The 22,729-nt window shown below is 72.2% G+C and carries 17 protein-coding genes; 7 read left to right on the top strand and 10 right to left on the bottom strand.

Annotated features, from left to right (window positions below):
- Positions 1–56: 56 nt before the first annotated feature.
- The 4 genes from ACIQ9E_RS20750 to ACIQ9E_RS20735 all read right to left on the bottom strand — a co-directional run bounded on the left by ACIQ9E_RS20750 (position 57) and on the right by ACIQ9E_RS20735 (position 6,462).
- Entirely contained in the window at positions 57–1,283 is a 1,227-nt protein-coding gene (locus tag ACIQ9E_RS20750; RefSeq protein WP_403709053.1) for an RNA polymerase sigma factor, read from the bottom strand.
- Positions 1,284–1,717: 434 nt separating this feature from the next.
- A complete protein-coding gene (gene dnaG, locus ACIQ9E_RS20745; protein ID WP_403709051.1) occupies positions 1,718–3,652 on the bottom strand; it encodes a DNA primase in 1,935 nt (644 codons plus the stop codon).
- A gap of 86 nt (positions 3,653–3,738) precedes the next feature.
- A complete protein-coding gene (locus ACIQ9E_RS20740) occupies positions 3,739–5,013 on the bottom strand; it encodes an NAD(P)/FAD-dependent oxidoreductase (protein ID WP_403709049.1) in 1,275 nt (424 codons plus the stop codon).
- Positions 5,014–5,169: 156 nt separating this feature from the next.
- Entirely contained in the window at positions 5,170–6,462 is a 1,293-nt protein-coding gene (locus ACIQ9E_RS20735; protein ID WP_403709383.1) for a deoxyguanosinetriphosphate triphosphohydrolase, read from the bottom strand.
- 248 nt (positions 6,463–6,710) lie between these two features.
- On the opposite strand from ACIQ9E_RS20735, the gene ACIQ9E_RS20730 reads away from it, so the two are divergent.
- Together ACIQ9E_RS20730 and ACIQ9E_RS20725 are read left to right on the top strand one after the other, a co-directional pair.
- The gene (locus ACIQ9E_RS20730; protein ID WP_403709047.1) at positions 6,711–7,460 is read left to right on the top strand and encodes a vancomycin high temperature exclusion protein; all 750 of its coding nucleotides are present in this window, start codon (positions 6,711–6,713) and stop codon (positions 7,458–7,460) included.
- 79 nt (positions 7,461–7,539) lie between these two features.
- On the top strand, positions 7,540–8,121 hold the full coding sequence (locus tag ACIQ9E_RS20725) for a TIGR03086 family metal-binding protein (RefSeq protein ID WP_403709381.1): 582 nt from the start codon (positions 7,540–7,542) through the stop codon (positions 8,119–8,121).
- A gap of 55 nt (positions 8,122–8,176) precedes the next feature.
- On the opposite strand, the gene ACIQ9E_RS20720 is transcribed toward ACIQ9E_RS20725, so the two are convergent.
- On the bottom strand, positions 8,177–8,794 hold the full coding sequence (locus ACIQ9E_RS20720; RefSeq protein ID WP_403709045.1) for an NADPH-dependent FMN reductase: 618 nt from the start codon (positions 8,792–8,794) through the stop codon (positions 8,177–8,179).
- A 158-nt stretch (positions 8,795–8,952) separates the two neighbouring features.
- On the opposite strand from ACIQ9E_RS20720, the gene ACIQ9E_RS20715 reads away from it, so the two are divergent.
- The 3 genes from ACIQ9E_RS20715 (at position 8,953) to ACIQ9E_RS20705 (ending at position 11,057) form a co-directional block, all read left to right on the top strand.
- The gene (locus ACIQ9E_RS20715) at positions 8,953–9,561 is read left to right on the top strand and encodes a Uma2 family endonuclease (protein WP_403709043.1); all 609 of its coding nucleotides are present in this window, start codon (positions 8,953–8,955) and stop codon (positions 9,559–9,561) included.
- 219 nt (positions 9,562–9,780) lie between these two features.
- Positions 9,781–10,329: a hypothetical protein gene (locus tag ACIQ9E_RS20710; RefSeq protein WP_403709041.1), complete on the top strand. Its 549-nt coding sequence runs from the start codon at positions 9,781–9,783 to the stop codon at positions 10,327–10,329.
- A gap of 101 nt (positions 10,330–10,430) precedes the next feature.
- Positions 10,431–11,057, top strand: coding sequence for a class F sortase (locus ACIQ9E_RS20705; RefSeq protein ID WP_403709039.1), 627 nt, complete (start codon positions 10,431–10,433; stop codon positions 11,055–11,057).
- Here the strand turns inward: ACIQ9E_RS20705 and ACIQ9E_RS20700 are convergent.
- Together ACIQ9E_RS20700 and ACIQ9E_RS20695 are read right to left on the bottom strand one after the other, a co-directional pair.
- Entirely contained in the window at positions 11,044–11,883 is an 840-nt protein-coding gene (locus tag ACIQ9E_RS20700) for a putative protein N(5)-glutamine methyltransferase (protein WP_403709037.1), read from the bottom strand. The genes ACIQ9E_RS20705 and ACIQ9E_RS20700 overlap by 14 nt on opposite strands.
- Positions 11,884–12,139: 256 nt before the next feature.
- Entirely contained in the window at positions 12,140–12,730 is a 591-nt protein-coding gene (locus ACIQ9E_RS20695) for a hypothetical protein (protein WP_403709035.1), read from the bottom strand.
- Positions 12,731–12,934: 204 nt separating this feature from the next.
- Between ACIQ9E_RS20695 and ACIQ9E_RS20690 the strand changes: the two genes are divergently transcribed.
- A complete protein-coding gene (locus tag ACIQ9E_RS20690; RefSeq protein WP_403709033.1) occupies positions 12,935–14,872 on the top strand; it encodes an APC family permease in 1,938 nt (645 codons plus the stop codon).
- 307 nt (positions 14,873–15,179) lie between these two features.
- Here the strand turns inward: ACIQ9E_RS20690 and ACIQ9E_RS20685 are convergent, their stop codons facing one another.
- From ACIQ9E_RS20685 to dusB, 3 genes are all read right to left on the bottom strand, one after another.
- Positions 15,180–16,280 (bottom strand): ArsR/SmtB family transcription factor, encoded by a 1,101-nt coding sequence (locus tag ACIQ9E_RS20685; protein ID WP_403709031.1) that lies wholly within the window; start codon positions 16,278–16,280, stop codon positions 15,180–15,182.
- Between the two features lie 542 nt (positions 16,281–16,822).
- A complete protein-coding gene (gene ppdK / locus ACIQ9E_RS20680; protein ID WP_403709379.1) occupies positions 16,823–19,543 on the bottom strand; it encodes a pyruvate, phosphate dikinase in 2,721 nt (906 codons plus the stop codon).
- Positions 19,544–19,986: 443 nt separating this feature from the next.
- Positions 19,987–21,189, bottom strand: a complete 1,203-nt coding sequence (dusB, locus tag ACIQ9E_RS20675; RefSeq protein ID WP_403709029.1) for a tRNA dihydrouridine synthase DusB — start codon at positions 21,187–21,189, stop codon at positions 19,987–19,989.
- A 67-nt stretch (positions 21,190–21,256) separates the two neighbouring features.
- Here dusB and ACIQ9E_RS20670 point away from each other — a divergent pair, with 67 nt between their 5' ends.
- Positions 21,257–22,711 (top strand): MFS transporter, encoded by a 1,455-nt coding sequence (locus ACIQ9E_RS20670; protein WP_403709027.1) that lies wholly within the window; start codon positions 21,257–21,259, stop codon positions 22,709–22,711.
- The last annotated feature ends 18 nt before the right edge of the window (positions 22,712–22,729 follow it).

Genomic DNA, 22,729 nt, shown 5'->3' with positions numbered 1-22,729 from the left:
GATACCGGCAGGGGTACGGGCAGGGGCTCCCGCGGCGGGAGCCCCGCCCGGCGCCGTCAGTCGAGGTAGCCGCGGAGCTGGTCCGCGAAGGCGTGGTCGCGGAGCTTGTTGAGGGTCTTGGACTCGATCTGGCGTATCCGCTCCCGGGTCACCCCGAAAATCCGCCCGATCTCCTCCAGGGTCCGCGGTCTGCCGTCGACCAGCCCGTACCGCAGCTGCACCACCTTGCGCTCGCGTTCACCGAGGGTGGAGAGCACGGCCTCCAGATGCTCGCGCAGCAGCAGGAAGGCGGCGGATTCAACGGGGGACGCGGCATCGCCGTCCTCGATGAGATCGCCGAGCGCGACATCGTCCTCCTCGCCCACCGGGGCGTGCAGGGAGACCGGTTCCTGGGCGAGCCGCAGCACCTCGCCGATCCGCTCGGGCGACAGATCCAGCTGGGCGGCGACCTCGTCGGCGGTTGGTTCATGGCCCTGCTCCTGGAGCATCCGGCGCTGCACCCGGACGACCCGGTTGATCAGTTCGACGACATGCACGGGGACGCGGATGGTCCTGGCCTGGTCGGCGAGGGCGCGGGACATGGCCTGGCGGATCCACCAGGTGGCGTACGTGGAGAACTTGTAGCCGCGGGCGTAGTCGAACTTCTCCACCGCGCGGATCAGCCCGAGATTGCCCTCCTGGACGAGGTCGAGCATGGTCAGCCCGCGTCCGATGTACCGTTTGGCGACCGAGACCACGAGCCGCAGATTCGCCTCGATGAGGCGGCGCTTGGCCATCCGGCCGAGGACGACGAGCCGGTCGAGGTCCGCGGCGAGCGGGGAGTCGTTGAGGTCGGGGGTGCCGGCGAGCTTCTCCTCGGCGAACAGCCCGGCCTCGACGCAGCGGGCCAGTTCGACCTCCTCAGCAGCGGTCAGGAGGGGGATGCGGCCGATCTCCCGCAGATACTGCCGGAAGAGGTCGGAGGAGGGGCCGCCGCTTTCGGCCCGGTTCAAGGCCCGTGCGGCCTCGGGCACTTCGACGGCTTCGGCCTCGTCGGAGCCTTCGGGGCGGGCGGGCGGCAGGGGCTGCGCGGGTACGGCGGGGAGCACGGCGGCCGGATCGCCGCGGGACCCGGTGGAGCCGTCGGCCAGGGGCCCGGCCGAGGTCGGGGGCGGAGCCGGGGGCGGGGGCTGGCCGAGGGTCCGGGTCCGGGTCTGCACGAGGGCGACCTCCAGGGTGATCTGCCGGTCGAGGGCGTGCGGCAGCGGGACGGCTGCGGACGGGCCGCTGTCCGTCCCGTACACGATGAGGATCCAACGGATGGGAGGCCCACCGGCCGCACTCCGAGGACTCAGGCACCGCCCCCAGTGTGGGGTACGGCACATCCTCACCACGAGGGTCGTGCGGTGACTTTCTGAGTCCCCGACGTGACCGCGCGGTTACGCCTCCGGCGGGGCGGGGTGGGGCGGAGCCGGGTCGGCCGGGGAGTGCCCCGCGCCGGAGGCACCGCACCGGGCCGGGTCCCGATGTCGGGAACGGCGCCGCACGGCACCACGGCGGGCCGGGGCCTCCGGGGAACGGCGCGCCTCGGCGGGGGCAGGCAGGCCCGCGCCTCGGCCGGGGGCAGGCAGGCATATGCCCGCTCCGGTCCCCGACCCGGCCCGCGGGCGGAGCGCCCGGCGCCGTGGCCCGGGGGCCCGCAGGCGCGGCTCACCCGGATCCCGGGCCCGGCCCGAGGTCAGAGCGCCGCGGCGCCGTGGTTGCGGAGGGACTGGGCGTACTGCTGGAGCACCCAGAGTTCGTTCTGGACGGCCGAGTACCGCGCGGGGTCGGCGGCCTGGCCGAGGCGGGCGAGGGTGCCCTGGACCTCGGCGATCCGGCGGTCCACCGCCCGGAGCCGTACCTGCACCAACTGGACACCGGCATAGGTCTCGTCGATGGTCCGGCAGTGGATCGCCTCGACGGCCAGCTCGGTCACCAGGGAGCGGACCGTGTCGTCGGCGGCGGCGTCGCGGACCCGGACGAGATATCCGGCGGCGTCCGCCGTGCCCTGGTCGGCGCCGCCCGCCTCGGCGATGGTCTGCCGGACCGCCGCGTACGGCGGGGCGGTGAACTCGTCGGAGCCGTAGGCGTCGAAGGCGGGCGAGACCAGCTCGGGGCGCTGGAGGGCCAGCTTCAGCAGTTCGCGCTCGGTGCGGTGGGCGGGGCTGCGGAGGTTGAGTGCGGGACCGGCGGGCAGTCCGGCGGCCGGTTGCGCGGTATCGGATCCGGGGCCTCGGCGGTCGCCGCCGGAGCCGGCCCCGCGGGAGGGGCCCCCGGCGGGGCCCCGGCCGCCGCGGTCCCGGGCCCAGCGGGCGAGCTGCGCGACCCGCTTGACCACGAACTGGGTGTCCAGGATGCCGACCATTCCGGCGAGCTGCACCGCGGACTCGTGCTGGATCGCGACGTTCTTGATTCCGGCGACGATGGGCGCGGCCTCGTCGAGCGCGGCGGCCCGGCCCGCCGGGGTCTCCAGATTGTGCCGCTTCACCAACTGGCGCAGGGCGAACTCGAAGAGCGGCGTCCGGCTGCCGACCAGGGACCGCACCGCCTCGTCGCCCTCGGCAAGCCGCAGCTCACAGGGGTCCATGCCGCCGGGGGTGATGGCGATGGAGGTCTCGGCGGCGAACTTCTGGTCGTCCTCGAAGGCCCGCAGGGCCGCCTTCTGGCCGGCCGCGTCACCGTCGAAGGTGAAGATCACCTCGGCGGTGGCATGGTCCATCAGCAGCCGCCGGAGGATCTTGATGTGGTCGCCGCCGAAGGCGGTGCCGCAGGTCGCGATGGCCGTGGTGACGCCCGCCAGATGGCAGGCCATCACATCCGTGTACCCCTCGACGACGACCGCGCTGCTGGTCTTGGCGATCTCCTTCTTGGCCAGGTCGATCCCGTACAGCACCTGGGACTTCTTGTAGATCGCGGTCTCGGGGGTGTTCAGATACTTGGGGCCGTTGTCGGTTTCGTACAGCTTGCGGGCGCCGAAGCCGACGACGTCTCCGGCGATATCGCGGATCGGCCACATCAGCCGGCCGCGGAAGCGGTCGATGGGCCCGCGGCGGCCCTCCTGGGCGAGCCCGGAGAGGGTCAGCTCCTTGTCGCTGAAGCCCTTGCCGCGCAGAAAGCGGGTGAGGTGGTCCCAGCCCTGGGGGCTGTAGCCCACGCCGAAGTGTTCCGCGGCGGCCCGGTCGAAACCGCGCTCGGCGAGGAAGGCGCGGCCGGTCTCGGCCTCGGCGCCGTTCTCCAGCTGGTCGATGTAGAACTGGGCGGCGACCTTGTGGGCCTCGATCAGCCGGATGCGCTCACCGCGCTGGTGGGAGGGGTTGTATCCGCCCTCCTCGTACCGGAGGGTGATCCCGGCCTGGGCCGCCAGCCGCTCGACCGTCTCGGAGAAGGTGAGGTGGTCGATCTTCATGACGAAGGCGATCGTGTCACCGCCTTCCTGGCAGCCGAAGCAGTGGAAAAGACCCTTGCCGGGGCTGACCTGGAAGGACGGGGACTTCTCGTCGTGGAAGGGGCAGAGGCCCTTCAGATTGCCGCCGCCCGCGTTCCGCAGCTGGAGGTACTCGGACACGACGGAATCAATCGGGACCGCGTCCCTGACCGCCTTGACGTCGTCATCGTTGATCCTGCCTGCCACGCGTGAAGTCTACGGCGATCCGGCGGCGGTCCCGGGGGCCTGTGGACAACCGGCCCCCGGGAATCCCGTCCGTACCGTCCCGGCCGTCAGCCGGAATCGCGGCCGGTCAGCTCCGTCAGGGGCACGGACGGGTCCGCCAGGGCCTCCGGGTCGATCCGGTCGCCGGAGCGGATCAGCTCCTGCACGGGCTCTGTGACGTCCCACACATTCACGTTCATGCCGGCGAGCACCCGGCCGTCCGCCAGCCAGAAGGCGATGAACTCGCGCTTTCCGGCGTCGCCGCGGAGGACGATCTGGTCGTACGAGCCGGGCGGCGCCCAGCCGGAGTACTCCATGCCCACGTCGTACTGGTCGGAGAAGAAGTACGGAACGCGGTCGTAGGACACCTCCCGGCCCAGCATGGAGCGGGCGGCGGCCGGGCCGCCGTTGAGTGCGTTGGCCCAGTGTTCGACCCGGATCCGGCTCCCCAGCAGGGGGTGTTCGACGGCGGCGACGTCCCCTGCGGCGTAGATGTCCGGGTCGGAGGTGCGCAGGGCCGCGTCCACGGCGATACCGCCGCCGTCGGCCCGGTCCGCCAGGGTCAGGCCCGCGGCCTCGGCGAGCGCGGTGCGCGGGGCGGCGCCGATCGCGGCGAGCACATCGTGGGCCGGGAACTCCTCGCCGTCGTCGGTCTGCACCGCGAGGACCATGCCGTCCTGTCCGGTGATCTCGGTGAGCCGGGCGCCGAAGTGGAAGGCCACCCCGTGTTCGGTGTGGAGATCGGTGAAGAACTGGCCCAGCTCGGGGCCGAGGACATGGTGGAGCGCGGTGGGTTCGGGCTCGACGACGGTGACCTCGGCGCCGTATCCGCGGGCCGCGGCGGCGACCTCCAGGCCGATCCACCCCGCCCCGGCGACCACCAGCCGGCCGTTCTCGCGGCCCAGCCCGGCCAGCACCTGGCGGAGCCGGTCGGCGTGGGCGAGCCGGCGCAGATGGTGGACCCCGGCCAGTCCGGTGCCGGGAATGTCCAGGCGCCGGGGTTCGGCCCCGGTGGCCAGCAGCAGCTTGTCGTAGTGCAGGACCGTGCCGTCGCCGAGCCGTACCGTACGGGCCGCGCGGTCGACGGCGACCACGGACTGGCCGAGGTGCAGCTCCACATCGGCCTGCGCGTACCAGGCGGGCTCTTGGACGAAGACGCTCTCCCGGCTGTCCTTGCCCTGGAGGTAGCCCTTGGACAGCGGTGGGCGTTCGTAAGGGTGGTCGCGTTCGTCCCCGATGAGGATCACCCGCCCGGTGAATCCCTCCGACCGCAGGGTCTCGGCGGCCTTGGCCCCGGCGAGACCACCGCCGACGATGACGAACGTCTGTTCTCCGTCGACCACTTGATTGCCTCCTCTTGTGCTTCCGCGTCGCCGGCCGCCGCCCGCTCTGCACGCTGCGCAGCCTGGTGCGAGCGTCCCGCACGGAGCGGAACGGCGGAAGAGGGAGTGCGCCGGGCGTGTCTCGGCCCACTCCCCCGCCCGGGGGTGCCCGCGAGGTCAGCGGTGGGCTGTGAGCTGGGCGTGCAGGGTCACCGCCGAGGCATCGGTGAGGGCGGCGATCTGATCCACAATCACCCGACCGCGCGCCCGGTCGTCGGGCGCGGCGTCGAAGAGGGCGCGGAACTGGGGGTCGAGGGCGTCGGGGGCGCGCCGGGCCAGCGCCTCGGCCAGTTCGGCGACGACGATGCGCTGCTCGGCCCGGATCGCCTCCTGCTCGGCGCGCTGCATCACATAGCGGTCGGCGACGGCCTTGAGAACGGCGCATTCGTTGCGGGTGGCGCGCGGGACGACGAGTTCGGCGGCGTAGCGGGTGAGCCGGCCGGTGCCGTACGCCTGCCGGGTGGCGCCCTCGGCGGCCAGGCAGAAGCGGCCGATGAGCTGGCTGGTGGCGTCCTTGAGGCGGGCCTGGGCCGGAGCGGAGCCGTCGTAGTGGTGGGGCCACCAGTCCTGGTCGAGGAGCCGGTCGAGGGCTTCGGCCAGCTCCTCGGGGTCGGTGTCGGCGGGGACGTAGCGGCCGAGGGCGACCCGCCAGATCTCGGCCCGCTCCGGCTCGGCGAGCAGCAGATTGGGGTCGATGTGCCCGGCGTGGAGCCCGTCCTCGAAGTCGTGGACCGAGTAGGCGACGTCGTCGGACCAGTCCATGACCTGGGCTTCGAAGCAGCGGCGGTGCCGGGGGGCGCCGTCGCGGACCCAGGAGAAGACGGGCAGATCGTCCTCGTAGACCCCGAATTTGCCGGAGCCGGGGTCGAAGGGGTGGCCGCCGAGCGGCCAGGGGTACTTGGTGGCGGCGTCGAGGGCGGCGCGGGTCAGGTTGAGTCCGACGCTGACGGGGGCGCTGTCGGCGCGGGTGAGGAACCGTTTGGGTTCGATCCGGGTGAGCAGCCGGAGCGACTGGGCGTTGCCCTCGAAGCCGCCGCAGTCCCGGGCGACCTCGTTGAGCGCCACCTCGCCGTTGTGGCCGAAGGGGGGATGGCCGAGGTCGTGGGCGAGGCAGGCGGCCTCGACGAGATCGGGGTCGCAGCCGAGGGCGGCGCCCAGCTCCCGGCCGACCTGGGCGCATTCCAGGGAGTGCGTGAGCCGGGTGCGGGGGCTGGCGTCCCAGGCCTGGTTGCGGGTGCCGGGGGTGACGACCTGGGTCTTTCCCGCCAGCCGGCGCAGGGCGGCGGAGTGCAGTACGCGGGCGCGGTCGCGCTGGAAGGCGGTCCGGCCCGGGCGTTTGTCGGGCTCGGGGGCCCAGCGGGCGGTGGCGGTCTCGTCGTATCCGTACACGTCGTCGCCGCCGCTGCCCATGCCGCTGCCGCTGCCGCTGCGGGAGCCGGGGTGCTCGTGCGCCTCGCCGGATCCCGGGGCGGCGGGGTGGCCGTACGCATGGGGGTGCGGGAGGTTCCGCGAGGAGGGCGCGGGCCCGTTCGGTGTGCTGCCGGTGGTGCCGTCCATGCCCCGACCGTAGCCGTAGCCGGTGACGGCGGGCGCCCCGGGCCGGTGCCGATTCCGGCCGCCGGGCGAACCGGAACGGGTGTTCATGCGTCTGACCTGGCATGAAAGGTTCACTGCGCGGGCTGCTGACCCGACTGCGGGAGCGGGTGCCGGGGCGGGTCGGGTCCGGCGCAGCGGCGCTGCGGCCGCGGCTGCCCCGGTCGCGCCGGGGGCGGCGGCGGCTGGTGCGGGTGGTGATGGCGGGGGCCGTGCTCGCCCTGGCGCCGACGACATGGCTGCACCTGTCGGCCGGTGACCGGGTCCGTACGGTCGCGGACGTACCGGCGCAGGATGTGGCGGTGGTCTTCGGTGCCGGGCTGTGGGACGGCAGGCCGACGCCGTATCTGGCGCACCGGCTGGACGCGGCGGCCGAGCTGTACCGGACGGGCAAGGTGAAGGTCGTCCTGGTCACGGGGGACAACAGCCGGGTGGACTACGACGAGCCCGATGCGATGCGGACGTATCTGACCGGGCAGGGGGTGCCGGACGGCCGGATCGTCAGCGACTACGCGGGCTTCGACACCTGGGACTCCTGTGTCCGGGCCAAGAAGATCTTCGGGGTGGACCGGGCGGTGCTGGTCACCCAGGGTTTCCATATCCGCCGGGCCCTCGCGCTCTGCGGCTCCGCCGGGATCGAGGCGTACGGGATCGGGGTGTCCGAACGGCGCGATGCGACCTGGTACCACGGTGAGGTGCGCGATCTGGCCGCCTCGGGCAAGGCGGCGCTGGACACCCTGCTCCGGCCGGACCCGCGTTTCCTGGGCGCCGAGGAGCGGGGCGTGCGGGAGGCGCTGGCCGCCGCCGGTCGCTGACCGGGCGGACCCTGACGGGACACGCGGGCACACGCTCGCGTCGTCCCCGCCGCCGCGCGACAGTGGGCGCATGCCCAACATGGAACAGGACATGTCCACCCTGCTCGCCCGGCACTCCGCGGCGCTGGCACTCTTCACGGAACGGGTCCACGCCGTGCGGCCCGACCAGTGGGGCGAGCCGACGCCGTGCACCGAGTGGTCGGTCCGGGATCTCGTCAACCACCTCACGGCCGAACAGCTGTGGGTGCCGGACCTGGTGACGGGCGGTGCCACGATCGCGGAGGTGGGCGACGCCTACGAAGGCGACGTACTCGGCAGCGATCCGCGGGCCGTCTGGGACTCGGCGGCGCGGGCGGCCCGGCGGGCGTTCGCCGCGCCGGGCGCCCTGGAGCGGACGGTGACCCTGTCGTACGGGGAGACCCCGGCGCCGGCGTACTGCGCCCAGATGACGACGGACGCGGTGGTCCACGCCTGGGACCTGTCCCGGGCGATCGGCGCGCCCGAGCGGCTCCCGGACGATCTGGTGGCCTTCGCACTGGAGGAGGTCACCCCGTACGCGGCGCAGCTCTCGCAGACGGGCCTGTTCGCCCCACCGGTGGAGCCCCCGCCGGGCGACAGCCACCAGACCCGGCTGCTGGCGCTGCTGGGGCGCCGGGCGTAGGGCTTGCCCGCCGGGCGTTGCCGGGTTCGCGCGCCTCGGCCCGGGCCCGGCGGTGTCAGGCGGCGTACGGCTGTACGGCTCTGGCCTCCTTCAGCGCCCGCGCCCACCACGCGAGCTGGTCCAGCATCCCCTTGGCGGCGGCGTCGCAGCGCTCGGGGTCGCGGTGGCGGCCCTCCGCGTCGAAGTGGGTGTGGGCGTCGGCGAAGGAGACGGTGGAGCGGACGGTGGTGGCATGCAGTTCGGCGAAGACCTGCCGCAGATGCTCGACGGCGCGCAGTCCGCCGGAGACCCCGCCGTAGGAGACGAAGGCGACGGGTTTGGCATACCACTCGGGGCCGTGCCAGTCGATGAGATTCTTCAGGGCGGCGGGGTAGGAGTGGTTGAACTCGGGGGTGACCACGATGAAGGCGTCGGCGGCGGCCAGGCTCGCCGCCACCGCGCGGGCGCCCTCGTGCGCCGCGGGTTCGAAGGAGGTGGGCAGGTCGGTCGCGGCGACGTCGACGACCTCGGTGGTGAAGTCGGAGCGGACCGCGGTGTGTTCCAGGAACCAGTCGGCGATGACCGGCCCGAACCGGCCGTGCCGGTTGCTCCCCAGGATGACGGCCAGCCTCATCGGCTCCGCGGTCCGGGTGCCGGAACGGTCGTGTTTCTGTGGTTGCGTGGTGATGTCCATGCACCAGAGAGTGCAACCTCAAGTTTGATTGAGGTCAACTGCCGCGGCTCACCCGTCCGGGTGAGGCGGTGCTCGTCCCGGCCGCCGCCCCGGACCGGTCGCCTGATGTGCAACCCGCGCACCTGCGCGCACGGGTACGGAAAGCTACCGTGACCACCATGACGGAACGGCCTGCGCCGACGGACGCCTCATCCGCCGAAACGACCCGGGACGGCGAGGACATCGCGAGCTTCGCCGGGCTGCTCCGGACCGTGGAGGAACTCGACACGCCTGACGGCTACAAGGCCGAACTCATCCGGGGGAAGATCGTCGTGTCACCGTGGTCGAGGCTGCGCTACAAGCGGCCGATGAAGCTGCTGAGGCAGCAGCTCGGGGCACACGCGCCCGAGGGGCACGACGCGGACACCTCACCCTTCCTCTTCGTCTTCCCCCACTCCCGCCGGGCCTTCGGACCCGATCTGCACATCGCCGACGAGCGGGCGTTCGACGCCGAGGGGCGGCATGCCGACGGCGAGGCGCTGTCCCTGGTGGCCGAACTCACCTCCGTCTCGACCCGGGACGCGGACTGGCAGGACAAGCTGGAGGTGTACGGGCGTGTGGTCCCCGTCTATCTCGTCCTGGACATGCAGGCCGAGGAGATCACAGCCTTCTGGGACCCCTCCCCCCAGGGCTACCGGTCCCGGACGACGAAGCCCTTCGGCAAACCGCTGCGGATCCCCGAGCCTTTCGGGTTCGAACTCGACACCGCCGGGCTCGGCGCCGGCTGACCGGTCCTCCCCGGCCGCCCGTCACCCGTTCGGCGCGCCCCGGGTCGCCCTCGGGGATACCGCTCCGACCTGCGGGAACCTCTGGTGTCCAGGGCGACACGCCGAGTGGTCGGGGCCGATCTGACGAGGTTTCAGCAGGCGTGGCCGGCCGGGTGGGACTTATCTCGGAGGGGACGGACCCGAGGCCCCACAGGGCCCCCTCGCTCCCCGGAGGAGACCATGCGCACCACCGCCCGCCTGCTGACCAGTGCCGCGCTGGCCGTTGCGACCACAGGACTCGGCTTCGGTGCCGTGGGAGCGTACGCCGCCGGGGACCACGGGTCGCTGGAGGTCTTCCCCTCCACCGCCGAACCCGGGAGCACGATCACCGTCAACACCACGGCCTGCGGACGGGACGGGCACGGCACGGGTGACGCCCGGGCGCTCGGGGTGGACGAGTTCCATCTGTCGCCCGGGTCGCACAAGGACTCCGTGGTCGGTGAGTTCCGGGTGCCCAGCGGTATCGAGGCCGGGAGCTACCGCGTCGAGGTGCGGTGCAAGAACGGCAAGCGCAGCTCCGGTGACGTGGTGATAAGGCACCGGGGCAACAGTGAGGACCAGGGCGGATCGCGCCGCGAGCAGCCCAGCGGTCATGTGCGGACCGGGCTCGGCGGCAGCGTGGGCCCGGACACCACCCGGATTGCGGCGGGCACGGCCGTACTGGCCGCTGCCGCCGTCGGCGGGACGCTGCTGCTGCGTCGTCGGGCGAGAGGCGCGCAGGGCAGCTGACGGGCCCGCCCCACCTGTCCCCCGTTCCCGCCGGTGCGTCCGGCGGGAACGGGGGACAGCTCCGACTCCCCCGGCCGTTGTGACCGCACCGTGGAGGACCGTTGAGCTCCAAGGCCAAGGGGTGGTGTCTGGCCGCCGCCGTCTGCGCCGGGCTGTGGCTCGTCCACGACGGCTCACGGACCGTGACCCCGCCCGTCCCGTCCGCCGCCCAGGCCTTCGCGGCGGGCCCCAGGTTCCATACGGACGCCGCCGCCGACCCCCTGCCACCCTCCCAGCCGCTGCGGTTCCGGATTCCCGATATCGACGTCGACGCCCCGTTCATCGGGCTGGGTCTCGGCCGGGACGGCAGTCTCGACGTACCGCCCGCGGAGAACCGGAATCTGGTGGGCTGGTTCCGGGACGGCACCCCGCCGGGCTCGAAGGGCACGTCCGTCGTCGCGGGCCATGTCGACAACGCGAGCGGCCCGGCCGTCCTCTACGCCCTGGGCGCCCTGGCGAAGGGCCACCGGATCGAAATCGTCCGGGCCGACCGGCAGGTGGCGGTGTTCACCATCGACGCCATCGAGGTGTACGAGGCCGACGCCTTCCCCGACAGCAAGGTGTACGGCCCCGAGGACCGCGCCGGACTCCGCGTCATCACCTGCGGCGGCGGCTTCGACAAGAAGTCCGGCGGCTACCGGGGCAATGTCGTCGCCTACGCCCATCTCATCGGGGTCAGGAAGGTGTGACGCTGGTTCCGGTGGCGCGCGTCCCCGTGACGACCGTCGCCCACCAGGTGTCGGAGTGCGCCACGTCCGGGACCAGCCCCGCGTCCGCGACGATGTCCCGGGCCCGTGCGGCCTGCCGCTCCCCGGTCTCGAAGAGCAGCCGGCCGCCGGGCGCGAGCCACCCGGCCGCCCCGGCGGCGACCCGCCGCAGTACGTCGAGTCCGTCGGCGCCGCCGTCCAGGGCGGTCCGGGCCTCGTGCTCCCGGGCCTCGGCGGGCAGCAGGCCGATCTCCTCCGTGGGCACGTACGGCACATTGGCCAGCAGCACGTCGACGCGCCCCCGCAGCCCGGCCGGAAGCGGGGCATAGAGGTCGCCCTCGTACACCCGGCCGCCGAACGGCAGCACATTGCGGCGGGCGCAGGCGACGGCGGCCGGGTCGATATCGGCCGCGTGGAGTTCCACGCCCGTGACCCCGGCGGCCAGCGCGGCGCCCAGCGCACCGGAGCCGCAGCAGAGATCGGCGACGACGGGCCGGGGCGGGGCGAGGGCGACGGCCCGCCGGACGAGGAACTCCGTACGGCGCCGGGGCACGAACACCCCCGGGTCCACGGAGATCCGCAGCCCGGCGAACTCGGCCCAGCCGACGATGTGCTCCAGCGGGCGTCCCGCGGCCCGCAGCCCGACCATGGCGTCGAGCCGTGCGGGGGTCTCGGCGGCGGAGATCAGCAGGGCGGCCTCGTCCTCGGCGAAGACACAGCCGGCCGCGCGGAGCCGGGCCACGACCGGCCCGGGGTCCGTACCCCGAAGGGGAGAGGAGGAAGGAGAAGAAGAGGGAGAGAACGGCATGGCGGGGCCTTCCGGGGGTCCGAAGGGCGCTCCACGGCTCTCACCTCAGCCGGTGGGCCGTCCCGGCCGTCGTCCGGCCGTACGGGAGGAGCACCCGGTCCTTCACAGCGGAAATCGGGCTCACCTCCTTGTTCCTCCACAGCGGCGTCCGGTCCCGCAGCCGGGCGGCCGGCGGGGCCGTGGTTCCCGGGCACGGGACGGCCACTGTATCCCGGCCCTCCCCCGGGGACACGGGGAAGGGCCGGGGGCTCAGGGTTCAGCGCAGCCCGGACGCCTCGAAGACCGCGCGGGCCCGCTCCGTCTCGATGTCGTCCATGCGGCTGCGCAGCCCGTCCAGTACCCGGGTGCCGGTACAAAGCAGTCCGCTCTCCCGCGAGCGGCGCGCGCCCCGGTCGATCTCGTGCCAGATCAGCGGGTTCTCGGCGAGGGTGATCGGGTCGATCTCCACCCGGCGGCCGGTCGCGTCCCGCAGGACGACCCGCTGCGCGATGCCTTCGCGGCGCGATATCCGGGTCAGCAGATGGGTGTGGACGCGCTGCTCGCGCAGCAGTCCGCGGACCGCCAGCCAGTCGTGACCGACCGTCACCCGGGGCGGATACAGAACGGCGAAGAGCAGCGCCGCGAGCCCCGACCAGAGCGCGGATCGCGCCGCGTCGAGGGTTCCGGCGCCCAGGTCGACGATATGCAGCAGGACCAGCAGGGCGAGGGCGCAGAAGGCCGCCGCCCACAGGTCACGGGTCCATCCGCGGTCCTCGGCGACGACATCGCCGGATCCGGGTCCGCCGGATCCGGTCACCGTGTGCTTCCCGTGTTCCCCCGGCCCACCGTCCGGGGCGTGAGTTCCCATGGCCGGAGGGTAGGGCCGCCGGGGCCTTCCGTCCCCGTCCCCGCGGCCTCACTGACGATTTCCGTACGCACCGCGTCAACATCCCGTGAAGACCGGTCGTCCGGGCGCAAGAGACACGACAAGACGGCCCATGACGGGAAATCGGCGCCCTCACTCTGGGGTCGGCCCGTTTCCGGGTGCCGTCTCAGGAGGGGGACCAGCTCGATGACCAGTATTTCCACACCGCGCGGTCCGGCCGGGAGCCCGGCGGGCGGCCCGGCGCCGGACGGTCCCCCGTGGCCGGACAGCGGGCCGGAACCTGCCCCCGGGCTCCTCCGCGACCGGCAGGACCGGCACAAGCTGACCGCGCTCCAGGGGCTGGCCGCGCTCTCCCTGGACGCGATGGCGTCGGTGGCGTACGGGCCGGAGGCCATCGTCCTGGTCCTCGCGGTGGCCGGGTCCGCCGGCCTCGGCTACACCCTGCCGGTGACGCTCGCGATCGCCGCGCTGCTGGTCGTTCTGGTGGCCTCGTACCGGCAGGTCATCGCCGCCTTCCCGGACGGCGGCGGATCGTACGCGGTGGCCCGCCGCCATCTGGGGCGGCGCACCTCGTTGACGGCGGCGGCTTCGCTCGTCCTCGACTACGTCCTGAACGTCGCGGTCTCCGTGACGGCCGGGGTCGCGGCCCTCACCTCGGCCTTCCCCTCCCTCTACGACGACCGGCTGCCGCTCTGCCTGGGGGTGCTGGTCCTGGTCACCGCGGTCAATCTGCGGGGCATCGTGAACTCCGCGAAGGCGTTCATCCTGCCGACCGCGGTCTTCGTCGGGTCCATCCTCACGCTGATCGTGGCCGGGCTGTTCCGCAGCGCCCCGGTGTCCACGGAGGCAGCCGCCGGACACGCCTCGGTACTGGGCGAGAACACGACTACCGTCGGCGCGCTGCTGCTGCTCAAGGCGTTCGCCTCGGGCTGTTCGGCGCTGACGGGGGTGGAGGCGGTCGCCAACGCGGTGCCGTCGTTCCGCGCCCCCGCCGCGCGGCGGGCCCAGCACACGGAGATCGCGCTCGGCGCGCTGCTGGGGGTGATGCTGATCGGTCTGTCGATCCTGATCGGCCGGTTCCATCTCCAGCCGGTCGAGGGCGTGACCGTACTGGCGCAGCTCGCCGATGCCTCACTGGGCCACAACTGGGGCTTCTACGTCGTCCAGTTCGCCACGGTCGTACTGCTGGCCCTGGCCGCCAACACCTCCTTCGGCGGGCTGCCGGTGCTGATGTCGCTGCTCGCCAGGGACAACTATCTGCCGCACGTCTTCCGGCTGAAGGCCGACCGGGAGGTCCACCGGCACGGTGTGGTGGCACTGGCCGCCGTTGCCGCGCTGCTGCTCCTCTTCTCCGGGGGCGACACCAACACCCTCGTACCGCTCTTCGCGATCGGGGTCTTCGTGGGCTTCACCATCTGCCAGGCCGGGATGGTGATCCACTGGCGGACCGGGCGGGCGCCGGGGTGGGCCCGGAAGGCGCTGCTCAACGGGCTCGGGGCGGTGCTGACGGGGGTGAGCGCGCTCGTCGTCACCGCGACCAAGTTCACCGAGGGCGCCTGGCTGATCGTGATCGCGCTGCCCGCGCTGGTGGTGCTCTTCGAGCGGGTGCACCGGGCGTACGGGCGGATCGACGAGCGGATCGGCCTGGGCCGGGTGCCGGAGGCGCCGCACCGGGACCGGTCGCTGGTCATCGTCCCCGTATCGCATCTGTCCCGGCTGACCTGCGAGGCGGTGAACGCGGCGGTGTCCCTCGGCGACGAGGTGCGGGCGGTGACCGTCACCCATATGGACCCGGAGGACCGGGAGGCGGCGCGGGCGCTGCGCCGGGACTGGGAGCTGTGGAACCCGGGGGTCGATCTGGTGGAGCTGCACTCGGAGCACCGCAGGATAGGGCGGCCGGTGTCGGAGTACGTCCGGCGGGTCTACAAGTACCACCCGAACACCCGGGTCACTGTACTGATTCCGGAGGTGGAGCCGGACCGGTGGTGGCAGCGGGTGCTCCAGAACCAGCGGGGCGCGGTGCTGGCGCATGCGGTGCGCCGGGACACGGAGGCGGTGATCTGCCGGCTGCGGTTCCGCCTGGCGAACCCGGAGCAGTGTCCCGGCCGGACGGACGAGGCGTAGGCCGTCCTCTCCGGAATGTGCCGGGTCCGCACCTGCCGTGCGGCGCCGGGGACTGAAGGGTCCCCGGCGCTGTCGTTCCGCCGTACGGAAGCGGCACGGAAGCGGCACGGAGCGGCACGGAGCGGAGAAGCAGCAGAAAGGCGGCGGTACGACCCCGGGGCACCGCGGACGGCCGCTCGTCCGCGGGGTCGGCACCGGCAGCCGGGGCCGCAGGGCAGCGGTCGTCCACCGCGCCTCCGGGCCGGTCCGCGCCCGCCCGGACGGGGCGGCCGCCCCGCCACCGGTCCCCGCAACCGCGCTCCGGCGCTCAGCCCGCGGTCGGCGCCTCCGCCGGAGCGCCGCCCCGCAGCAGGGCCGCGCCCAGCGGGGTGAGGGTGTGGAGGACGGCGTTCCCGTGCCGGAGGGTGAGGACGAGCCCCGCCTCCCGCAGGACCGCCGCATGCTGACTCGCCGAGGCCAGGGAGACGCCCGCCCTGCGGGCCAGTTCGCTGGTGGTGCAGCCGTACTGGATGGCCTGGAGGACCGCGGACCGGGTGTGGCCGACCAGCCGCCCCAGCGAGGGGGCGAGCGCGGTGGCGGTCTCGCCGAAGACCGGGTCGGGCGGGTGGTCGACGGGGTAGACGAGAACCGGCGGCAGCGCCGAATCGCGCAGTACGACGGGGGTGTCCCGGCAGAAGAACGACGGCTGGAGCAGGAGTCCGCGGCCGTCGAGGCGGAGTTCGCGGTCGACGGGGTAGTCGGCTTCCAGCACCGGCTGGCGCCAGCGGAACACGGGCGGCAGCGAGCAGAGGAGTTCGGCGGCTCCCCCGTCGAGCAGCGCCCGGCCGCGGACCGCGCGGTCGGCTTCGACCCTGGCCTGAATCTGCGGCCAGTACGGCTCGACCGCGGCCCGGTAGTAGCTGCGGATCGTGGTCAGCAGCCGGGACATGGGGGCGGGCCGCCCCTCCGCGAGGGCGGCGACCGCGGGAGCCGGGGCGGGGACGGCCGCCGGGGGCGCCTGGGCCCGCTCCGCGGCCGCCCCGGCCCTCGCCACAGGTCCGGGCCCGGCCCCCGGTGCACGGCCGCCTGCACGGGCGGATGCACGGGATGCTGAAGCGAGAGTCAGTTCGGAATGAAGTCGAGCCGGTTCGGTCCCGCGTATCGCCGCGAGGCCGGATTCCAGGCCGCCGCCCGCTTCCGACGGGGTCAGAAAGTCCGGAAAATAGCCCCTCGGCGGCACCACAGCCGCCAGCAGGCTTGTTTCACCATTCAACCTGGACCGGGTTTCCGATCGCCATTCCCCGAACATCACCGCACGTCGGCGCTCTCTCAATCGGTGAAAACTAAGAATCGTTTCCCACAGGACATCCGGTTTCGCTGCCATTCTCACTCTGGCCAGATCGTCACCGGTGAAATGGATACGGAGCACTGAACCCCCACTGTTGCATGAGCAATCGCCCCCTACCACTGAGTATGCACACCATCACAACCGGTTACCACGGAGTTTCAGCCAGAGTTGAAAAGCCTCGCCCGGGACGGGTGCCAACCGAAAGGCTGTACCGCGTCGGGCAGGTTCCTTCTGTCTCCGATGGACGCTGCGAAGACCGTGGGGGGCTTTGCACTGTCCGGCGGCGGGTGACAGAAGGTGCGGCTCCCTGTCCGGCCGGGGTAATGGGGCGCGGCCCGGGGATGGGGATCCACGGGCCGCGCCCCGCCCGTGTCCGAGGGGCGGAATCCCGACTTCCGTTCGTTAACGGACGGGGCTGCAGAGGTGAATTCAGCAACCACATTATGGAAGTCGCGCAATCAGCCGACGACTGCGCGAAACCGGAGTTGCACAGAAGAGCCGAGTAAGCAGCGAAGGAGCGGGCGCCCCGCACAAGGCGCCCGCTCCTTCCGTTCTGGGTTCCGGGGCCGCCGCCGCCCGTTGAGGGATGGGGTACGGACTGCGGCGACCCCGGAGTTCGAAGGTCAGCGCGAATCGCTGCCCCGGGACTCGACGGCCGCCCGTCCGGCCTCCAGCCGGGCCACCGGGATCCGGAAGGGTGAACAGGACACGTAGTCGAGGCCCACCTCGTGGAAGAAGTGCACCGACTCCGGGTCGCCGCCGTGCTCCCCGCAGACCCCGAGTTTGAGGCCGGGCCGGGTGGCCCGGCCGGCCGCCACCGCGCTCCGGACCAGGGAGCCGACGCCGTCCTGGTCGATGGTCTCGAACGGCGAGACCCCGAAGATGCCCTTCTCCAGGTAGGCGGTGAAGAAGCTCGCCTCCACGTCGTCGCGTGAGAAGCCCCACACCGTCTGGGTGAGGTCGTTGGTGCCGAAGCTGAAGAACTCGGCGGCCTCCGCGATCTGAGCGGCGGTCAGCGCCGCCCGCGGCAGTTCGATCATGGTGCCGAGCGCCAGCTTCAGCCGGGTCCCGGTGGCCGCCTCGACCTCGGCGATCACGGCCTCGGCCTCGTCGCGGACGATCTCCAGCTCCTGGACCGTACCGACCAGCGGGATCATGATCTCGGCGCGCGGATCGCCCTTGGCGTCCTTGCGGGCGGCCGCGGCCTCGGCGATCGCCCGTACCTGCATCGCGAAGAGACCGGGGATCACCAGACCGAGCCGGACCCCGCGCAGCCCCAGCATCGGGTTCTGCTCGTGCAGCCGGTGGACGGCCTGGAGCAGCCGCAGATCGTTCTCGTTGTGGTCCTTGCGGGCCTCGGCCAGCGCCACCCGTACCGACAGTTCGGTGATATCGGGGAGGAACTCGTGCAGCGGCGGGTCGAGCAGCCGTACCGTCACCGGCAGTCCGTCCATCGCCTCGAACAGCTCGACGAAGTCCTTCTTCTGGAGCGGCAGCAGCTTCTCCAGGGCCTCGGCCCGCTCCTCGTCGTGGTCGGCGAGGATCAGCCGCTCGACCATCTCGCGCCGCTCGCCGAGGAACATGTGCTCGGTACGGCAGAGGCCGATCCCCTGGGCGCCGAACCGCCGGGCCCGCAGCGCGTCCTCGGCGTTGTCGGCGTTGGCCCGGACCCGCAGCCGGCGCACCCGGTCCGCGTACGCCATGATCCGGTGCACGGCGGCGACCAGTTCGTCCGCGTCGTCGGCGCCCGCGTGCATCCGGCCCTCGAAGTACTCGACGACCGGGGACGGCACAACCGGCACCTCACCGAGGTACACCTTGCCGGTGGAGCCGTCGACGGAGACCAGATCGCCCTCCTCCACCACGGTGCCGCCGACGGTCATCCGCCGCCGCTTGGTGTCGACCTCCAGGTCCTCGGCGCCGCAGACACAGGTCTTGCCCATCCCGCGGGCCACGACGGCCGCGTGCGAGGTCTTCCCGCCGCGGGAGGTGAGGATGCCCTCGGCCGCGATCATCCCGTCGAGGTCGTCGGGGTTGGTCTCGCGGCGGATGAGGATGACCTTCTCGCCGGAGCGGGACCATTTCACGGCGGTGTACGAGTCGAAGACGGCCTTGCCGACCGCGGCGCCCGGCGAGGCGGCGATCCCGCGCCCCAGCAGCTCGACCGGGGCGTCCTCGTCGAAGCGGGGGAACATCAGCTGCGCGAGCTGGGCTCCGTTGACCCGCATCAGGGCCTCGGCCTCGTCGATCAGCCCCTGGTCGACGAGCTGGGTGGCGATCCGGAAGGCGGCACCCGCGGTGCGCTTGCCGACCCGGGTCTGGAGCATCCACAGCTTTCCGCGCTCGATGGTGAACTCGATATCGCAGAGGTCGAGGTAGTGGTTCTCCAGCACCTCCATGATCTGCATCAGCTGGTCGTACGACGCCTTGTCGATGTTCTCCAGCTCGGCCAGCGGCACGGTGTTGCGGATGCCCGCGACCACGTCCTCGCCCTGGGCGTTCTGGAGGTAGTCGCCGTAGACGCCCTGCTGGCCGCTGGCGGGGTCGCGGGTGAAGGCGACTCCGGTGCCGGAGTCGGGGCCGAGGTTGCCGAAGACCATGGAGCAGACGTTGACGGCGGTGCCCAGATCGTTGGGGATGCGCTCCTGACGGCGGTAGAGCCGGGCCCGGTCACCGTTCCACGAGGCGAAGACGGCCTTGATCGCGAGGTCCATCTGCTCCCGCGGGTCCTGCGGGAAGTCCCGTCCGGCCTCGGCCTTGACGATCTTCTTGAACCGCTTGACCAGCTGCTTCAGATCGGCCGCGTCGAGATCGGTGTCGACGGTGACGCCCTTGGACTCCTTGGCCTCCTCCAGCGCCTCCTCGAAGAGTTCGCCGTCGACGCCGAGTACGGTCCGGCCGAACATCTGGATGAGCCGGCGGTACGAGTCCCAGGCGAACCGCTCGTCGCCCGCCTGCTGGGCGAGTCCGGTCACGGAGGCGTCGGAGAGTCCGATATTGAGGACGGTGTCCATCATGCCGGGCATGGAGAACTTGGCGCCGGAGCGGACCGAGACCAGGAGGGGGTCGCCGGGCTCGCCGAGCCGCTTGCCCATCCGCCGCTCCAGGGCTTCGAGGTGCGCACTCACCTCGGACCTGAGGGCGGCCGGCTCGTCACCGCTGTCGAGGTACGCCTTGCACGCCTCGGTGGTGATGGTGAAGCCCGGAGGGACGGGCAGCCCGAGGTTGGTCATCTCGGCGAGGTTGGCGCCCTTGCCACCGAGCAGGTCCTTGAGGTCCTTGTTGCCCTCGGTGAAGGCGTAGACGAACTTCTGATCGGACGTCTGATCGGGGAGGTCTCTGATTTCCGACACGGCTCTCGACCCTTCGAGGCTCGGTGGCTGCCCTGACGGCGAGGAACATACCCAGATCGAAGGCGTCTGGGTATGTCCACTTGGCCGTCATACGGCTGTAACCACTCGTCCGCCACCGGATCGAAAGTGAACTGACGGGTAGACGGCTTTACCCTCCCCCTTCAGAGCTTGAACACATCACCGCGTTCGGCAGCCTTGGGCTGCCATGAAATCGACGGAGGGTGACGAAAGACGCAAGAGGTCGAACACAGCCGGGGTGGCACTCCGTGCCACCCTTCCGAGTTCTGCAACCGCCCTTAAAGCGCTCATCCGAGCAGAGCCCCTCTCAAGGGTGGCGAGAATCACGCAGCGGGCGACCCGGTGTTTCCACCATCCGGACGCAGCAGAACGCCCGCCGCCACAGGGGCGACGGGCGTTTCGGAACGGGGGAGGCGTCAGCCGCCGGAGGTGTCCAGCTCCGCGTCGGCGGCGACGCCCGCACAGTCGTACGGGTCCTTCAGCCAGCCGTCCGGAAGCACCACCCGGTTGTTCCCGGAGGTCCGCCCGCGCGGCCCGTCCGCGCCCTCGGGCCACGGCTGGTCGAGGGCGAGCAGCCCGAGCTGTTCGTCGAGTTCCGCCAGCGAGGAGGTGATCGCGAGCCGCTTGCGCATCTCGGAGCCGACCGAGAAGCCCTTCAGATACCAGGCGACGTGCTTGCGGAAGTCGATGACGCCACGGGACTCGTCCCCGATCCACTCCCCCAGCAGTTCGGCGTGGCGCCGCATCACCGCGGCCACCTCGCGCAGGGTCGGCGTCACCCGCTCCGTACCGCCCTCGAAGGCGGAGACCAGATCGCGGAAGAGCCACGGCCGGCCCAGACAGCCGCGGCCGACCACGACACCGTCGCAGCCGGTCTCGCGGACCATCCGCAGCGCGTCGCTGGCGGACCAGATATCGCCGTTGCCGAGGACCGGGATCTCGGGGACGTGCTCCTTGAGCCGGGCGATGGCGTCCCAGTCGGCGGTGCCGCCGTAGTGCTGGGCGGCCGTCCGGCCGTGCAGGGCGATGGCGGTGACGCCCTCGTCGACGGCGATCCGGCCGGCGTCCAGATAGGTCAGATGGCCGTCGTCGATGCCCTTGCGCATCTTCATGGTCACCGGCAGGGCACCCGCGTTGCCGACGGCCTCGTGCAGGATCGCCCGGAGCAGCGGCCGCTTGTAGGGCAGGGCCGAGCCGCCGCCCTTGCGGGTGACCTTGGGAACCGGGCAGCCGAAGTTGAGGTCGATATGGTCGGCGAGGTCCTCGTCCACGATCATCCGGACCGCCTTGCCGACGGTGACCGGGTCGACTCCGTACAGCTGGATGGAGCGGGGCGTCTCGGTGGCGTCGAAGTGGATGAGCTGCATGGTCTTGTCGTTCCGCTCGACCAGCGCCCGGGTGGTAATCATCTCGCTCACGAAGAGGCCCTTGCCGCCGCTGAACTCCCGGCACAGCGTCCGGAAGGGGGCGTTGGTGATCCCGGCCATCGGGGCGAGCACCACCGGCGGGCGCACCGCGTGCGGGCCGATGGTGAGCGTCGCGGCGGCCGCGGCCGCGGGGGCCGCCGGCGCCGGGGCGGCGGGGGGCGTGACGGCGGAGGGCGTGGCGAGCGTGGTCATCCGTCCATTGTCGCGTATGGCGCAGCGCACGAGGACAGGCTTTATTAGTTAACCGTACTATCGACATATGTCTGTGTCCCAGCTCACATCGCGGCGGCGCCTGCTCGTCCTGGGCATCTGCTGTATGAGTCTGCTGATCGTCAGCCTCGACAACACCATCCTCAATGTGGCGCTGCCGTCGATCGGCCGTGAGCTGGGCGCCTCCGTCTCCGGCCTCCAGTGGGCCATCGACGCCTACACGCTGGTGCTGGCATCGCTGCTGATGCTCGCCGGGTCGACCGCGGACCGGATCGGGCGCCGCCGGGTCTTCATGGCGGGCCTGGTGCTGTTCACCCTGGGCTCGGCCCTGTGTTCGCTCGCCCCCAGCCTGGAACTGCTGGTGGTCTTCCGGATGGTGCAGGCGGTCGGCGGTTCGATGCTCAACCCGGTGGCCATGTCGATCATCACCAACACCTTCACCGATCCCGCCGAGCGGGCCCGCGCGATCGGGGTCTGGGGCGGGGTCGTCGGCATCTCCATGGCCGCGGGACCGCTGGTGGGCGGTCTGCTGGTGGACTCGGTCGGCTGGCGTTCGGTCTTCTGGGTCAATATCCCCGTCGGTCTGCTGGCGCTCCTGCTGACCTGGCGGTACGTCCAGGAGTCCCGGGCTCCGAAACCGCGGCGCGCGGACCCGGTGGGCCAGGTGCTGATCATCGTGCTGCTGGGCTCGCTGACGTACGCGATCATCGAGACGGACCCGGTGGCCGGGGTGGTCGCTGCCCTGGCGCTGCTGGGTGTGCTCTTCTACGAGCCCCGTCGCCGGGAGCCGCTGATCGACCTCCGGTTCTTCCGCAGCGCGCCGTTCAGCGGGGCCACGGTCATCGCGATCGCGGCCTTCGCGGCCCTCGGCGGCTTCCTCTTCATGAACACGCTCTACCTCCAGGAGGTCCGCGGCTACGACGCCCTGCACGCCGGGCTCTACATGCTGCCGATGGCCGCGGTGACGCTGGTCGCCGCGCCGCTGTCGGGCCGGCTGGTGGGGAGCCTGGGGCCCCGGCTGCCGCTGCTGGTCGCCGGAGCGGCGATGGCGGCGAGCGGGGTGCTGTTCGCCGTGTTCGAGGCGGAGACCTCGAACACGCTGCTGTTCACCGGGTACGTGCTGTTCGGTCTCGGCTTCGGCATGGTGAACGCGCCGATCACCAATACCGCGGTCTCCGGGATGCCTCGGTCGCAGGCGGGGGTGGCGGCGGCGGTGGCCTCGACCAGCCGGCAGATCGGCCAGACCCTCGGGGTCGCGGTGATCGGCACGGTGCTGGCGGCGGGCGTCTCCCTCGGTCTGGGCACGGTGACGCAGAGCGCGGCGCGCACGGACGCGTTCCTGGCCGCGAGCCGCCCGGCCTGGTGGATCATCGCGGTCTGCGGGGCCCTGGTCCTGCTGGTCGGCGCCGCGACCACCGGCAGCTGGGCCCGGCGCACGGCCTTCGCCTGCGCGGTGCGCCTCCAGGAGCCGGAGGTGTCCCAGGAACCGTCCCGCACCGGCTGAGCGCGGGGCTGCCACCGG

This window comes from Streptomyces sp. NPDC094448 (assembly GCF_044763775.1).
Taxonomy (GTDB): domain Bacteria; phylum Actinomycetota; class Actinomycetes; order Streptomycetales; family Streptomycetaceae; genus Streptomyces.
This window is presented reverse-complemented; position numbering and strand designations above follow the sequence as displayed.

Bases quoted from the DNA above. Each gene is read 5' to 3' on its own strand.
- ACIQ9E_RS20670 (WP_403709027.1), top strand. From the start codon at position 21,257: ATGTCTGTGTCCCAGCTCACATCGCGGCGGCGCCTGCTCGTCCTGGGC.
- ACIQ9E_RS20720 (WP_403709045.1), bottom strand. From the start codon at position 8,794: ATGGACATCACCACGCAACCACAGAAACACGACCGTTCCGGCACCCGG.
- ACIQ9E_RS20730 (WP_403709047.1), top strand. From the start codon at position 6,711: ATGAAAGGTTCACTGCGCGGGCTGCTGACCCGACTGCGGGAGCGGGTG.
- ACIQ9E_RS20690 (WP_403709033.1), top strand. From the start codon at position 12,935: ATGACCAGTATTTCCACACCGCGCGGTCCGGCCGGGAGCCCGGCGGGC.
- ACIQ9E_RS20735 (WP_403709383.1), bottom strand. From the start codon at position 6,462: ATGGGCAGCGGCGGCGACGACGTGTACGGATACGACGAGACCGCCACC.
- ACIQ9E_RS20710 (WP_403709041.1), top strand. From the start codon at position 9,781: ATGCGCACCACCGCCCGCCTGCTGACCAGTGCCGCGCTGGCCGTTGCG.
- ACIQ9E_RS20715 (WP_403709043.1), top strand. From the start codon at position 8,953: ATGACGGAACGGCCTGCGCCGACGGACGCCTCATCCGCCGAAACGACC.
- ACIQ9E_RS20725 (WP_403709381.1), top strand. From the start codon at position 7,540: ATGGAACAGGACATGTCCACCCTGCTCGCCCGGCACTCCGCGGCGCTG.
- ACIQ9E_RS20700 (WP_403709037.1), bottom strand. From the start codon at position 11,883: ATGCCGTTCTCTCCCTCTTCTTCTCCTTCCTCCTCTCCCCTTCGGGGT.
- ACIQ9E_RS20695 (WP_403709035.1), bottom strand. From the start codon at position 12,730: ATGGGAACTCACGCCCCGGACGGTGGGCCGGGGGAACACGGGAAGCAC.
- dusB (WP_403709029.1), bottom strand. From the start codon at position 21,189: ATGACCACGCTCGCCACGCCCTCCGCCGTCACGCCCCCCGCCGCCCCG.